Consider the following 14,241-nt stretch of genomic DNA (forward strand, 5'->3'; position numbering starts at 1 on the left):
GGTGCGGAATCAGCCTTGCCGGATCACCAGTCTGCCACCCTGACGCTGGGCGACGACTTTGCCGGGGAGATTGATGACTCCCTGACCGCGCCAGCCGGTGATCAGCCGGTCGACTTCCTCGATGTGCCGGGCGAAGAGCGAACCGGCCGGTGCGCCCGCCTCGATGGCCGCCCGGCGCAGGATCCGGCGGCGGACGGCGGGGGGCAGGGCGTAGAGCTTGGCGCACTCCAGCTGACCCGCGGCGTCCCGTACGGAGGCCTCGGCCTGGCTGGCCCAGGTGTCGAGGGCGTCGGCGTCGTCGCGGGAGAGCTGGGCGGTGCGGGCGAGGGCCTCGACGACGCCCTTGCCCAGAGCTTTCTCCAGGGCGGGCAGTCCCTCGTGGCGGAGCCGGGAGCGGGTGTAGGCCGGGTCCGCGTTGTGCGGGTCGTCCCAGACCGGCAGGGACTGGACCATGCAGGCCTTGCGGGCGGTCTGCCGGTCCAGCTGGAGGAACGGGCGACGGTAACGGCCGCCGGCCCCCGAGACCGCGGCCATTCCGGACAGGGAGCGGATGCCCGAGCCGCGGGCGAGGCCGAGCAGGACGGTTTCGGCCTGGTCGTCCCTGGTGTGGCCGAGCAGGACCGCGGTGGCGCCGTGCCGCTCGGCGGCGGCGTCCAGGGCGGCGTAGCGGGCGTCCCGGGCGGCGGCCTCGGGGCCGCCGTCGCGGCCGACGGTCACGGTGATCGACTCGACCGGGTCCAGGCCGAGTTCACGCAGCCTCAGGACGACTTCTTCGGCCCGCAGGTCGGAGCCGGGCTGCAGGCCGTGGTCGACGGTGATGCCGCCCGCGCGGACGCCGAGTTTGGGGGCCTCGAAGGCGAGGGCGGAGGCGAGCGCCATCGAGTCGGCGCCGCCGGAGCATGCCACGAGGACGAGCGGGGAGGGGGGCCGCTCGTTCGGTGACTGTTCCGGGATGTCTCCGACGGGGCGCGTGAGGCGCGCGACGATGCGCCCACCGGCGCGTTCACCGGTGGTACGGCTGTAGGAACTGTTGTCGGTGAGGATGTCGTGGAGGACGCGGCGGACCGCCAGGCGTATCGCCGCGACCGCAGGATGGGGACCCATGTCCGGTTCCCTTCATGAAGTTTTCGGGGGGTGAACCCGAGATCGGTCACTCAGAGTGTGTAGATGGTGACAGAAACGGGCCGTTCCCCGAGCATCGCACGCCTACCCATCGCTCACGGTCCCTCGGACGGGTGATTGGAGGGGCGTTCGCCTGCCGTCCGTGGGATCCGATTCACCACACCCGCGTCGGTTCACGACTCGGCTTTGCGATGCACCCGTGCGACCCAGTCCGCCGGTTTGGCGATCTCGGCCTTCGTCGGCAGGGTGTTGGGGGAGGTCCACACCCGGTTGAAGCCGTCCATGCCGACCTGTTCGACGACGGCCCGCACGAACCGCTCGCCGTCCCGGTACTGCCGGAGCTTGGCGTCCAGGCCGAGCAGCTTGCGCAGGGTCATGTCCAGCCGGGAGGCGCCCTTGGCACGCCGCTGCTGGAACTTCTCGCGGATCTCGGCGACGCTCGGTACGACCGACGGTCCGACCCCGTCCATGACGAAGTCGGCGTGGCCCTCCAGGAGGGACATGACGGCGGTGAGCCGGCCGAGGATCTCGCGCTGGGCCGGGGTCTGCACCAGCTCGACGAACGACCGTCCGCCGTCGTCCTCCTCGGCTTCCGGGCGGCTCCCGGCGAGCGACTGGGCGGCGTCCCGGACCCGTTCGAGGACGGTCATCGGGTCGACGTCGGTCTCCGACAGGAACCCCTGGATCTCGCCCTCCAGATGGGCGCGCAGCCAGGGCACCGCCGAGAACTGGGTGCGGTGCGTCTCCTCGTGCAGGCACACCCACAGGCGGAAGTCGTGGGGCTGTACGTCGAGTTCGCGCTCCACGTGGACGATGTTCGGGGCGACCAGCAGCAGCCGTCCGCCGCCGTGCTCGTCCGCGGGGAGGTCACGGGAGGCGGGGGCGAAGGTCTCGTACTGCCCGAGCACCCGGGACGACAGGAACGACAGCAGCATGCCGAGTTCCACGCCGGTGACCTTGCCGCCGACCGCGCCGAGGACCGCGCCGCCCGGACTGCCGGCCCGCCGCTCCTGCATCTTGTCCAGCAGCGGCTTGAGGAGTTCACGGAAGCCCGCGACGTTGGCCTTCACCCAGCCCGGGCGGTCCACCACCAGGACGGGGGTGTCGTGGATGTCGTCGTTCCCCATACGGGTGAAGCCCCGGACGTGTTCCTCCGAGGCCTTCGCGTGCCGCCGCAGTTCCGCGACGATGGCCCGGGCCTCGTCGCGGCTCACCTCGGGGCCCGGCCGCACGAGCCGGGTCGCGGTCGCCACCGCGAGATTCCAGTCGACCATCCCAGAAGAAGCAGCGCCACCGATGCTCGTCATGCGTCAACCGTACGTTAGCGCTCCCACTTGGGGCAGGCCGTGGAGGTTGGTGAAGGTGCGGCCGATTTGTGCGGTGGGCGGGGTTGGTGGTGCTTGCGCCGGCCGATGCGGGCGTGCGTCCGCGCGGGCCGGGCGCCGCGGTTCACAGGCCTGCCAGCGCCGTCGCCGTCCGGTCCAGCGCCTCCTGGGCCTCCAGCGGACTCGTGGTGTCCGCCGCGAGAAAGGCGAACGCCAGCAGGCGTCCGTCCTTGTCGACGACCGTGCCCGCCAGGGTGTTGACCCCGGTCAGGGTGCCGGTCTTCGCGCGTACGACGCCTGCCGCGCCGTCCGTGTAACGCGTGCTCAGGGTGCCCGTGAAGCCGGCCACGGGCAGGCCGGTGAGGACCGGGCGCAGGCCCGGCCGGTCCGCGTCGGCGGCCTTGACGAGCAGGGCGGTGAGCAGGTTCGCCGTCAGCCGGTCGTCACGGTTCAGGCCGCTGCCGTCGTGGAAGGATGCGCCGGTCATCGGCAGGCCCAGCCGGGCCAGTTGGGCGTGGATGGCGGCCGCTCCCCCGGCGAAGCCGGCCGGCCGGCCACTCGCCAGTGCCGTCTGGCGGGCCAGTGCCTCGGCGATGTCGTTGTCGCTGTTGGTCAGCATGCGCTCGACGATCGCGGACAGCGGGGGCGAGGAGACGGTGGCGAGGGTGTCGGCCCGGCTGCTCGCCTTGGAGGTGCCGGGCGACGAGGTCCTGATGCCGGCGTCGGTCAGGAAGCCGGCGAACTTCCGTGCCGCGTCGGCCGCCGGGTCGCTCACCCGGACCGCCGGGCCGTTGGCGGAGTCGTCGGTGCGGGCCTCGTCGGCCATGAGGGGACTCACGCGCGCGAGGTTGTCGTTGACCCCGATGGGGTGCAGGTCGGGGCCGCTGTAGAGCGTGGTGTCGTACGAGAGCGTGATCTGTTTGATGCCCCGCGCGGTCAGCGATCTCGCCGTCTCGGTGGCGAGGGTGCGCAGATCGGCCCAGCCGCCCGTGTCCTTGCGGGCGGTCAGGGTGGGGTCGCCGCCGCCGACCAGGACGACCTCCCTGGTGCCGGGCTCGAGGGCCACGCGCGTGGTGATGCGGTGGTCGGAGCCGAGGGCGGAGAGGGCGGCGACGGCGGTGGCGATCTTGGTGGTGGAGGCGGGGGTGAGGGCCGTGTCGGCGCCGGCGCCGTAGAGGCGCCTGCCGGTGGCCACGTCGACGACCACGGCGGTACGGGTGCCGCCGAGCGCCGAGGCGTCCAGAAGGGGCCCCAGGAGGTCCGTGACGGCCGTTCCGGAGATTCCGGCGGGTTCTCCGCTCGGCGCCGACTTCACGGTGTTCATGGCGGCGCCCAGGCCCGTCAGGACGGATCCGGCGCTGGGCGCGGGACTCGGCTCTCCCGCGGCGGTGCCGGAACCGTGATCTGCGCCACCCGTCCGTTCCGGGGCGGCCGCCCGGTCCCGCTCGGCCGTACGCTGACCGTTGGCGTCCCAGGGGCCCGCCGCGGTCACCACACCGGCGGCCAGCGCGAGCCCCGCCGTGGCGGCGCCCGCCGTGTACTGCCAGGTCCTGAGGGTCCGGGGACGAGGGGGGCGGACCAGGGTGGCCGGCCGGGGTCCCCACGCACGCGTGATGCGTGTCAGCTGCGGTCCGACTGCTCGCGCCAACCGCTTGACCTGCGGTTTCGTGGCGGTCACCGCGCGTGCCAGACCCGGTCGCACGGCACCCGCGATCTTCCGCACACGCGGTTTCGCGGACTGCCAAGGCCTCAGCTCTGGCACGACCACCAGCCCCTTTCGCGATCACACACCTGCGTGAGGGACACTTAACCACCAGAACTATGTGTTGATCATGGAGGAGCCACCGGTGGAGTTCGACGTCACGATCGAGATCCCGAAGGGTTCGCGGAACAAGTACGAGGTGGACCACGAGACCGGTCGGATCCGCCTGGACCGTCGTCTCTTCACCTCGACCGCCTACCCGACCGACTACGGATTCGTCGAGAACACCCTCGGCGAGGACGGCGACCCGCTGGACGCGCTGGTCATTCTTGACGAGCCGACGTTCCCGGGCTGCCTCATCAAGTGCCGCGCGATCGGCATGTTCCGGATGACGGACGAGGCGGGCGGCGACGACAAGCTGCTGTGCGTCCCGGCCACCGACCCGCGCGTGGAGCACCTGCGCGACATCCACCACGTGTCGGAGTTCGACCGCCTGGAGATCCAGCACTTCTTCGAGGTCTACAAGGACCTGGAGCCCGGAAAGTCCGTCGAGGGCGCCAACTGGGTGGGCCGCACCGACGCCGAGTTGGAGATCGAGCGGTCGTACAAGCGCTTCAAGGAGACGGGCGGCCACTGAGCCAGTCCGCGCACGGGAAACGGGCCGCACGCACGCGTGAGGCCCGTTTTTCGTGTCCGCCGGGTGTTCGCGGATGTCCACCGGCCCGCGCGGGCCGGTTTTTGGTGGCTGCTGTGTGGTCATGCGCATACTGAGGCGTACGTGAAATTGTCGTTCAGGGAGCGTTACGACGGTGACGGAGGAGGAGGACCGCAAGCCCCGGTCGGACGAGGCGCGGTACGACCCGGAGATCACGTCCGAGTTCGCCGTTCCGGCGGGCATCGCGGCTCCCGAGGCGGGCGTCGAGCCCGAGACCACGTCCGAGTTCGTGGTGCCGAAGGGGCTGGCGACGCCGCAGCCGGCGTCCGGCGAGCCGGAGGGCTCGGCGTTCACCATGCCGAGCACCTACAACGCCTACGACGCCCCGGCCGCCTTCACGCCCCCCTCCGGATTCCCCACGGTCAGTCTCGTCAAGGACGCGCCCTGGCAGGACCGGATGCGCACGATGCTGCGTATGCCGGTGACCGAGCGGCCGGCGCCGGAGCCGGTGCAGAAGACCGAGGAGGGCGGCCCTGCCGTTCCGCGCGTGCTCGACCTGACGCTGCGTATCGGGGAGTTGCTGCTGGCCGGCGGCGAGGGCGCGGAGGACGTGGAGGCCGCGATGTTCGCGGTCTGCCGGTCGTACGGACTCGACCGCTGCGAGCCGAACGTCACCTTCACGCTGCTGGCGATCTCCTACCAGCCCTCGCTGGTCGACGACCCGGTGACGGCGTCCCGGACGGTGCGGCGGCGCGGGACCGACTACACACGGCTGGCCGCCGTCTTCCGGCTCGTGGACGACCTCACCGACCCCGAGACCCATGTCTCCCTGGAGGAGGCCTACCGGCGGCTCGCGGAGATCCGCCGCAACCGGCACCCGTACCCCGGCTGGGCGCTGACCGGCGCGAGCGGGCTGCTCGCCGGGGCCGCCTCGGTGCTCGTCGGCGGTGACTTCCTGGTGTTCGTGGCGGCCGCGATCGGCGCGATGCTCGGCGACCGGCTGGCGTGGCTGTGCGCGGGGCGGGGGCTGCCGGAGTTCTACCAGTTCATGATCGCCGCAATGCCGCCGGCGGCGATCGGGGTGGCGTTCGCGCTCGCCCACGTGGATGTCGCGGCGTCCGCCGTCGTCACCGGTGGACTCTTCGCGCTGCTGCCCGGGCGGGCGCTGGTCGCGGGCGTCCAGGACGGGCTCACCGGCTTCTACATCACCGCCTCCGCGCGGCTGCTGGAGGTCATGTACTTCTTCGTCGGCATCGTCATCGGGGTGCTGACGGTCCTGTACTTCGGCGTGAAGCTGGGCGGCCGGCTCAACCCCGACGCGGCGCTGATCGGCTCCGAACGGCCGCTGCTGCAGATCGCCGCGTCGATGGTGCTGTCGCTGACCTTCGCCGTACTGCTCCAGCAGGAACGATCCACCGTGTTGGCCGTGACCCTCAACGGCGGTGTGGCGTGGTGCGTCTACGGCGCGATGCACTACGCCGGCGGGATCTCGCCGGTCGCCTCCACGGCCGCGGCGGCCGGGCTGGTGGGACTGTTCGGGCAGTTGCTGTCGCGGTACCGGTTCGCCTCCGCGCTGCCGTACACGACCGCGGCGATCGGGCCCCTGCTGCCGGGCTCGGCGACCTACTTCGGGCTGCTGTCGATGGCGCAGAACGAGGTCGACAAGGGGCTGGTGTCACTGGCCAAGGCGGCGTCGCTCGCCATGGCCATCGCCATCGGGGTCAACCTGGGGTCGGAGATCTCGCGGTTGGGGCTGCGGGTGGGCTCCGCCAGGAAGCGCAGGGCGGCGAAGCGGACGCGGGGGTTCTGAGCGCGTTCAGTGGGGGCCGATGAGGTGCGTCGGCGGGTGCGGGCGCATCGTGGCTTGTCGCGCCCTGCGGCGGAGCCGCACCACGGATACCGCCCCGCGCCCCTCGATGCCAGGGCGTTGCCGCTCACGGCGCTCGGTAGTGGTCCTCGCTGTACGGATGCTGCTGCTGGCCGTAGCCGTTCTGGTCGTAACCGTTCTGGTCGTAGTACGGCTGCTGCTGGCCGTACTGCTGCTGGCCGTACTGCGGCTGAGGCTGCTGGCCGTACTGCGGCTGGGGCTGCTGCTGGCCGTACTGCGGCTGAGGCTGCTGCTGGCCGTACTGCGGCTGAGGCTGCTGCTGGCCGTACTGCTGCTGCTGGGGCTGAGGCTGGCCGTACTGCTGCTGGGGCTGAGGCTGGCCGTACTGCTGCTGCGGAGGCTGCTGCGGGGTGTACGTCGGCTCGATCCTGCGGAGCTGGGCAGTCGCGTCGTCCATCATCGGCGGGGCGGGGTGCTGCTGGAGCGGCTGCTCCGCCGGCGTCGCCTTCTTGCTCTTCGAGCGGGCCCGCAGGAACTCGATGGCGATCGGGACCACCGAGACCAGGACGATCAGGATCAGGATCGCCTCGATGTTGTTCTTGACGACGTCGATCTTGCCGAGCCAGGAGCCGAGCAGGGTGACACCGGCGCCCCAGAGGACACCGCCGATGACGTTGAACACCAGGAACGAGCGGTAGGCCATGCCGCTGACGCCGGCGATGATCGGCGTGAACGTGCGGATCACCGGCACGAAGCGGGCCAGGATCAGGGACTTCGGGCCGTGCTTCTCGAAGAACTCGTGCGCCTTGGCGACGTTCTCCTGCTTGAAGAGGCGGGAGTTCGGGCGGTTGAAGAGCGACGGGCCGACCTTCTTGCCGAACATGTAGCCCGCCTGGTCGCCGAGGATCGCGGCGACGCAGATCAGGGCGATGGCGCCCCACAGGGGGAAGTCCAGCTGGTTCGAGGTGATCAGCAGGCCACAGGTGAACAGGAGGGAGTCACCCGGCAGGAAGAAGCCGATCAGAAGGCCGGACTCGGCGAAGACCACCAGGAGCAGGCCCCAGATGCCGAACGAGTCGAGAAGGTTGTTCGGATCCAGCCAGCTCGGGCCGAGGGCGAGCGTCATCACGGTTCCGGGCTCCTGTGGGGTGAAGGCACAGCGGGTTCCTTGTGCGGCCGCACAAAACTATCAACGCAATGTGTCCACCCCAGGTTCCACCGGTGGAACCTGGATGCACTGTGCCTGCCCTGGGGAATGGCTGTGGACATGGGTATCGAAGAATACGGCGGCGGTCAGGGACCCCGTCCCGATGTGCTGGTGGTCACCACGAACGACGTTCCCGGGTACCGGGTACGGGAGGTCATCGGCGAGGTCTTCGGACTGACCGTGCGCTCCCGGCACCTGGGCAGTCAGATCGGCGCGGGTCTGAAGTCGATGATCGGCGGTGAGCTGAAGGGGCTGACGAAAACGCTCGTCCAGACCCGCACCCAGGCCATGGAGCGGCTGGTGGAACAGGCACGCGCGCGTGGCGCCAACGCCGTGCTGGCCTTCCGGTTCGACGTGACCGAGGCGGCGGACGCGGGCACCGAGGTGTGCGCGTACGGCACGGCCGTCATCATCGACAAGCTCGACCAGTCCGACAAGGCCTGACTCGACGAGGGCCGGCCCGACAAGGCCTGACTCACCGAGGCCTGACTCACCGAGGCCAGGCCGGACGCCGGGTCACGTCGTGTGCCGCGCCGCGTTCGCCTCGATCGCCGCCTTCAGGTGTTCGGCCAGGCCCGGGGCCATCGAGTCGTAGAACGCCTTGAAGCGCTCGTCGGACACGTACATCCCGGCGAGGCAGCGGTGCATCTCGTACGGGCAGTCGTAGAACCAGGCCGAGATGTGCCGCCGGTGTTCCTCGGCCATGTCCATGGCCCGGGCGCCGGTCGGCGGCTCGGCCTCGTTCACCAGGGCGGCGTAACGCTCGCCCCAGTCGTCGACCTCGGCCTTCATGCGCTGCCAGTCGGCCTTGGTGTAGCGGGCGGCCCGGCGCTGCGACTCGGCGTAGGCGTCGGTGCCGCCCCAGCGCTGCTCGGCCTCCTCGGCGTACTGCTCGGGGTCCTTGTCGCCGAAGACCTCGAAGCGTTCCTCGGGCGTGAGGTTGATGCCCATCCTGCGTGCCTCCATGGCGTGCTCCACGGCCGCGGCCATCTTCCGCAGCTTCTCGATCCGGGCGGTCAGCAGTTCGTGCTGGCGGCGCAGCTGCGCGCGCGGGTCCGCGTCCGGGTCGTCGAGCAGCGCCGCGACCTCGTCGAGCGGGAAGCCGAGCTCCCGGTAGAACAGGATCCGCTGCAGCCGGTCGAGGTCGGCGTCGCCGTACCGCCGGTGCCCGGCGGGGCTGCGCTCGCCCGGGACCAGCAGACCGATCTCGTCGTAGTGGTGCAGGGTGCGCACGGTGACGCCGGCGAATCGGGCGACCTGTCCTACGGAGTAGCTCACTTCCGCTCCTTTCCGGGCTCCACCTTGGGTCCTCACGTCACGTGAGGTGCAAGTCCGCTGGGTTCGGGGCCTCCCGGCGTCCGTTCCCTCCAGGATGTTGTGTCGGTTTTGCCCGCTTATGGTGAGGCCGTGGCCCAGGACACCGCGCGGCAGGCGCTCCCCACCCCGCCCTCCGCCCCCGCGCGTGCCCTGCTGCCCCTGATCGTGCCCGCCCTGGTCGTCGGGGTCGGCAGCAGCCTGCTGTACCTGCTGGTGAGCTCACTGGCGGAGCGGTTGCAGCACGTGCTCTGGAACAACCTGCCGGACGCGCTCGGCATCGGGCGCTACTCGGTGCTGTGGATGCTGGTGATGCTGACCGCGACCGGCGTGGCCGTCGGGCTGGTGGTGTGGAAGGTGCCCGGGCACGCGGGCCCCGATCCGGCCACCCTGGGCCTGGAGGCGGTGGCGCTGCCGCCCGTCGTCCTGCCGGGGCTGCTGCTGGCGACCGTGCTGATGCTCGCCGGCGGCCCGAGTCTCGGTCCCGAGAACCCGATCATCGCCGTGAACGTGGGGCTGGCGCTGTGGCTGGGGCGCCTCGCGATGCCCCGGCTGCCGGGCTCGCTGTGGCCCGCACTGGCCGACGCGGCGACCCTCGGCGCGCTGTTCGGTACGCCGGTGGCGGCGGCCCTGGTGATCTCCGAGGCGCTGGCCGGGAAGCCGCTGAAGGGGGCGCTGTGGGACAACCTCTTCGGGCCGCTGATGGCGGCGGGCGCGGGTGCGATGACGACCGCCCTGGTGGCCCGTCCGGCCCTGGACCTCGGGCTGCCCGCGGTCGGCAGGCTGCGCTGGGCCGATCTGCTGACGGCTCTGGTGATCGCCCCCGTGGCCGCGCTGCTCGGCATGCTCGCCGTCTACGCCCTTCCGTACGTCCACGGGGCCTTCCGGCGCCTCGGGCACCCGATGGTGGCCCTGCCGGCCGGTGGTGTGGTCCTCGGCCTGCTGGGCGCACTGGGCGGCCATCTGACGCTCTTCAAGGGGCTGGACGAGGTCGCGGAGCTGGCGAAGAACCCGGCGGGCTGGTCGGCGGGACAGTACGCGGTGATGACGGTCGTCAAGCTGGCCGCGCTGCTGGTGGCCGGCGCCTGCGGTTTCCGCGGTGGCCGGATCTTCCCGTCGGTTTTCATCGGCGCGGCCCTCGGGCTGTGCGCCCACGCCCTGGTGCCCGCCGTGCAGCCCTCGGTGGGCGTGGCGGCAGGCGTGCTGGGCATGCTGTTGGCGATCACCAGACAGGGCTGGGTGAGCCTGTTCACGGCCGCCGTACTCGTGGCCTCGACGACGATCCTCGCCCTGCTGTGCATCGCGTCGCTGCCCGCCTGGCTACTGGTGACCGGACGGCCGAAGATGCAACTGCGGGCGGACGGCACGGCCCTGCGCTGAACCTTGTGAAACTGCCCTAGGAGGCACCTGTCATGCCGCTCCACAAAGGATCCGGGAAGCACCGCGAGCGCTCCATGTCCGTCAACCCGTTCTTCGGTGAGGCGAACCCGGTCGCCGGCATGGACGAGGCCCCGCCCACGCACCGGCTGCCGGACGGCCCGCTGCCGCCCTCGACCGCCTACCAGCTGGTTCACGACGAGCTGATGCTGGACGGCAACGCCCGGCTGAATCTGGCCACGTTCGTCACCACCTGGATGGAACCGCAGGCCGGTGTCCTGATGGCGGAGTGCGACGACAAGAACATGATCGACAAGGACGAGTACCCGCGCACCGCCGAGCTGGAGCAGCGCTGTGTGGCCATGCTCGCCGACCTGTGGAACGCGCCGGATCCGGCCGGCACCGTCGGATGTTCGACGACGGGCTCCAGCGAGGCCTGCATGCTGGCCGGGATGGCGATGAAGCGCCGCTGGGCGCAGCGCAACGCCGACCGTTATCCGGGCGCCGCCCGGCCGAACCTGATCATGGGCATCAACGTCCAGGTCTGCTGGGAGAAGTTCTGCAACTTCTGGGAGGTGGAGCCCCGGTTCGTGCCCATGGACGGCGACCGCTACCACCTGGACCCGCAGGCCGCCGCCGATCTGTGCGACGAGAACACCATCGGGGTGGTCGGCATCCTCGGCTCCACCTTCGACGGGTCGTACGAGCCGATCGCCGACCTCTGTGCCGCCCTTGACGCCCTCCAGGAGCGCACCGGCCTCGACATCCCGGTCCATGTCGACGGCGCGTCCGGCGCGATGATCGCGCCCTTCCTCGACGAGGACCTGGTGTGGGACTTCCGTCTCCCGCGGGTGGCGTCGATCAACACCTCCGGGCACAAGTACGGCCTGGTCTATCCGGGCGTCGGCTGGGCGCTGTGGCGCGACAAGCAGGCGCTGCCCGAGGAACTGGTCTTCCGGGTCAACTACCTGGGCGGTGACATGCCCACCTTCGCCCTCAACTTCTCCCGCCCCGGCGCCCAGGTGGTCGCGCAGTACTACACGTTCCTGCGCCTCGGCCGGGACGGCTACCGCGCGGTGCAGCAGGCCTCCCGGGACGTGGCCACCGGGCTCGCCCAGCGCATCGAGGCGCTCGGCGACTTCCGGCTCCTCACCCGCGGCGACGAGCTGCCCGTGTTCGCCTTCACCACCGCCGACCACGTGACGTCGTACGACGTCTTCGACGTCTCCCGGCGGCTGCGCGAGAGCGGCTGGCTGGTGCCGGCGTACACCTTCCCGGCGAACCGGGAGGACCTGTCCGTGCTGCGGGTGGTGTGCCGCAACGGCTTCTCCAAGGACCTGGCCGAGCTGTTCCTGGAGGACCTGACCCGGCTGCTGCCCGAACTGCGCCGGCAGTTGCATCCGTTGATCAGGGACAAGGGCGCGGCCACCAGCTTCCACCACTAGGAGCGGCCAGGAGCCGCTATGAGGCCTGCTCCAGGGCCACGAGTTCGAAGGCCGTCTTCCCGTCCAGGGACTCGCGGACGATGTCGGCGTGGCCCGCGTGCCGGGCGAGTTCGCGGATCAGGTGGAGGCAGAGCCAGCGCATGGAGACCCGGCCCTCCGGCGGGAACCAGGGGTCCGGCGGGAGCGGGAAGGTGTCGTCGAGGCTGGGGACGGAGCGGACGAACTTCTCCGTCTCGGCGGCGACCTGCTCCCAGTAGGCGAGCTGCGAGGCCACCGTCTCGTCGCCGACCAGCTGGAAGGTCTCGTGCCAGTTCGACTGGTCGCGCCGGATCGCGGGCGGCTCCTGCTTGGCGCGGGCGATCCAGCTCTGCTCGACCTCGGCGACGTGCTTGAGCAGGCCCGCCAGGGTCAGCTCGCTCGCGCTCGGCCTGCTCGCCGCCTGCTCGTCGGTCAGACCGAGCAGTGCCCGGCGGATACCGCCGCGCTGCTCCTCGATGAAGGAGAGCAGTGCTCCGCGCTCGTCGCCCTGTGTTTCGGCGGAAACGTGAGTGACCATGACGGTCGCCTTTCCTCGGGTCGTGTTGCCCTGACAACGACGAAGCTACGGGCCCTTTAGGACAGCTCTCGTCCTAAAGGGCCCGCCGCGGTCAGGCGGATCTCAGAACGGGAAGCCGCTCCGGCCGTGCTGGACCGAGATCCACTTGAGGGTGGTGAAGGAGTCCACCGTGGTCTCGCCGTTCAGGCGGCCGAGGCCGGAGTGCTTCTCGCCGCCGAAGGGGACGACCGGCTCGTCGTGGACCGTGCCGTCGTTGACGTGGAACATGCCGGTGTCGATCTGCTTGGCGAAGGAGACGCCCCGCTCGATGTCACCGGTGTGGACGGCGCCGCTGAGTCCGTACGGGGTGTCGTTGACGATGCGTACGGCCTCCTCCTCGCCGTCGAAGGGGATGAGGAAGGCGACCGGGCCGAAGACCTCCTGGCGGAGCAGTTCGGACTCGGCCGGGACGTCGGTGAGGACCGAGGGCTCGACCAGGTTGTCGGTGGTCGTGCCGTGCACCAGGGCCGTGGCGCCCTCGGCGATGGCCTGCTCGACCGTGGCCGAGATCGACTCCGCCTGCTGGGAGTTGATCAGCGGGCCGATGACGGTCCGGGGGTCCTGCGGGTCACCGGCCCTGAGGGTCTTCACCTTGGCGACGAACTTCTCGGTGAACTCGTCGGCGATCGACCGGTCCACGAGCACGCGGTTGGCGGCCATGCAGACCTGGCCCTGGTGGACGTAGCGGCTGAAGACCGCCGCGTCGACCGCGTAGTCGATGTCGGCGTCGTCGAGGACCACGACCGCGCTGTTGCCGCCCAGTTCGAGCACCGAGCGCTTGAAGAGCGAGGCGCAGACGGTGGCCACGTGCCGGCCGACCTTGTCGGAGCCGGTGAAGGAGATGACCTTCGGGATGGGGTGCTCGATGAAGGCGTCGCCGATCTCCGCGATGTCGGTGACGACGACGTTGAGCAGGCCGCCCGGCAGGCCCGCGTCCTCGAAGAGCTTCGCCACCAGGGTGCCGCCGACGATCGGGGTGTTCTGGTGCGGCTTGAGGACCACGGCGTTGCCGAGCGCGAGCGCCGGCGCGACCGACTTGATCGACAGCAGGAAGGGGAAGTTGAAGGGGCTGATCACGCCCACGACACCGACCGGCACGCGGTAGACGCGGTTCTCCTTGCCGTCCACCGGGGAGGGCAGGATCCTGCCCTCGGGGCGCAGCGACCACTGGATCGACTCGCGCAGGAACTCCTTGGCGAGATGCAGTTCGAAGCCGGCCTTCAGGTGCGTGCCGCCGAGTTCGGCGATGATCGCCTCGGTGATCTCGGCCTCGCGCTCCTCGATGAGGCGCAGGGCCTTCTCGAAGACGGCTCGCCGGGCGTAGGGATTGGTGGCGGCCCACTGCTTCTGGGCGCGCGCGGCGGCCTGGTAGGCCTGATCTATCTCCTCGACCGCGGCTATGGTGATCGAAGCCAGCTTCTCGCCGTCGTACGGGTTGAAGTCGATGATGTCCCAGGAACCGGTCCCCGGGCGCCACTCACCGTCGATGTACTGCTGGGCCAGGTCGGTGAAGTAGGACGACATGTGATCCCTCGATCCCCTGCTGCGTCGGCAGTCGATGCAGACACCCGATCCACATCCACATCACGGTCTGATCACGCGTCATGGTACTGGCGGTACAAGGGAGTTGGGGCATCAGTTCGATGATCTAGGGAAATCCCCAGGTGCATC

12 protein-coding genes are annotated in these 14,241 nt (G+C 70.5%); 5 read left to right on the forward strand and 7 right to left on the reverse strand.

Translation table 11 applies throughout. The features are described 5' to 3' along the window. Nucleotides 1-9: 9 nt before the first annotated feature. The 3 genes from tilS to dacB form a co-directional block, all read right to left on the reverse strand. Nucleotides 10-1,104 (reverse strand): tRNA lysidine(34) synthetase TilS, encoded by a 1,095-nt coding sequence (gene tilS / locus ACWGJB_RS41960; protein ID WP_453385281.1) that lies wholly within the window; start codon nucleotides 1,102-1,104, stop codon nucleotides 10-12. A 191-nt stretch (nucleotides 1,105-1,295) separates the two neighbouring features. Next, complete coding sequence (locus ACWGJB_RS41965; RefSeq protein WP_453385282.1) at nucleotides 1,296-2,429, reverse strand: zinc-dependent metalloprotease; 1,134 nt, start codon at nucleotides 2,427-2,429, stop codon at nucleotides 1,296-1,298. A 142-nt stretch (nucleotides 2,430-2,571) separates the two neighbouring features. Then, nucleotides 2,572-4,170: a D-alanyl-D-alanine carboxypeptidase/D-alanyl-D-alanine endopeptidase gene (gene dacB / locus ACWGJB_RS41970; protein ID WP_453385283.1), complete on the reverse strand. Its 1,599-nt coding sequence runs from the start codon at nucleotides 4,168-4,170 to the stop codon at nucleotides 2,572-2,574. A gap of 124 nt (nucleotides 4,171-4,294) precedes the next feature. Between dacB and ACWGJB_RS41975 the strand changes: the two genes are divergently transcribed. Together ACWGJB_RS41975 and ACWGJB_RS41980 are read left to right on the forward strand one after the other, a co-directional pair. Continuing rightward, nucleotides 4,295-4,786, forward strand: a complete 492-nt coding sequence (locus ACWGJB_RS41975; RefSeq protein ID WP_020941402.1) for an inorganic diphosphatase — start codon at nucleotides 4,295-4,297, stop codon at nucleotides 4,784-4,786. Nucleotides 4,787-4,958: 172 nt separating this feature from the next. Further along, nucleotides 4,959-6,614 (forward strand): threonine/serine ThrE exporter family protein, encoded by a 1,656-nt coding sequence (locus ACWGJB_RS41980; protein WP_453385284.1) that lies wholly within the window; start codon nucleotides 4,959-4,961, stop codon nucleotides 6,612-6,614. Nucleotides 6,615-6,738: 124 nt separating this feature from the next. On the opposite strand, the gene ACWGJB_RS41985 is transcribed toward ACWGJB_RS41980, so the two are convergent. Beyond that, nucleotides 6,739-7,761 carry a DedA family protein gene (locus ACWGJB_RS41985; RefSeq protein ID WP_453385285.1) on the reverse strand — a complete coding sequence of 341 codons (1,023 nt, stop codon included), beginning with the start codon at nucleotides 7,759-7,761 and terminating at the stop codon, nucleotides 6,739-6,741. Between the two features lie 138 nt (nucleotides 7,762-7,899). On the opposite strand from ACWGJB_RS41985, the gene ACWGJB_RS41990 reads away from it, so the two are divergent. Continuing rightward, nucleotides 7,900-8,283 (forward strand): YbjQ family protein, encoded by a 384-nt coding sequence (locus tag ACWGJB_RS41990; RefSeq protein WP_453385286.1) that lies wholly within the window; start codon nucleotides 7,900-7,902, stop codon nucleotides 8,281-8,283. A gap of 72 nt (nucleotides 8,284-8,355) precedes the next feature. On the opposite strand, the gene ACWGJB_RS41995 is transcribed toward ACWGJB_RS41990, so the two are convergent. Next, entirely contained in the window at nucleotides 8,356-9,117 is a 762-nt protein-coding gene (locus ACWGJB_RS41995; RefSeq protein ID WP_453385287.1) for a MerR family transcriptional regulator, read from the reverse strand. Between the two features lie 129 nt (nucleotides 9,118-9,246). Here ACWGJB_RS41995 and ACWGJB_RS42000 point away from each other — a divergent pair, with 129 nt between their 5' ends. Further along, nucleotides 9,247-10,533 carry an ion channel protein gene (locus ACWGJB_RS42000; RefSeq protein ID WP_453385288.1) on the forward strand — a complete coding sequence of 429 codons (1,287 nt, stop codon included), beginning with the start codon at nucleotides 9,247-9,249 and terminating at the stop codon, nucleotides 10,531-10,533. A 32-nt stretch (nucleotides 10,534-10,565) separates the two neighbouring features. Continuing rightward, the gene (locus tag ACWGJB_RS42005) at nucleotides 10,566-11,975 is read left to right on the forward strand and encodes a glutamate decarboxylase (RefSeq protein WP_453385289.1); all 1,410 of its coding nucleotides are present in this window, start codon (nucleotides 10,566-10,568) and stop codon (nucleotides 11,973-11,975) included. 16 nt (nucleotides 11,976-11,991) lie between these two features. On the opposite strand, the gene ACWGJB_RS42010 is transcribed toward ACWGJB_RS42005, so the two are convergent. Then, nucleotides 11,992-12,531, reverse strand: coding sequence for a DinB family protein (locus tag ACWGJB_RS42010; protein ID WP_453385290.1), 540 nt, complete (start codon nucleotides 12,529-12,531; stop codon nucleotides 11,992-11,994). Between the two features lie 102 nt (nucleotides 12,532-12,633). Continuing rightward, nucleotides 12,634-14,094 carry an aldehyde dehydrogenase family protein gene (locus ACWGJB_RS42015; RefSeq protein ID WP_453385291.1) on the reverse strand — a complete coding sequence of 487 codons (1,461 nt, stop codon included), beginning with the start codon at nucleotides 14,092-14,094 and terminating at the stop codon, nucleotides 12,634-12,636. Between the last annotated feature and the right edge of the window lie 147 nt (nucleotides 14,095-14,241).

The sequence above is a fragment of the Streptomyces sp. NPDC054813 genome (genome assembly GCF_053611365.1).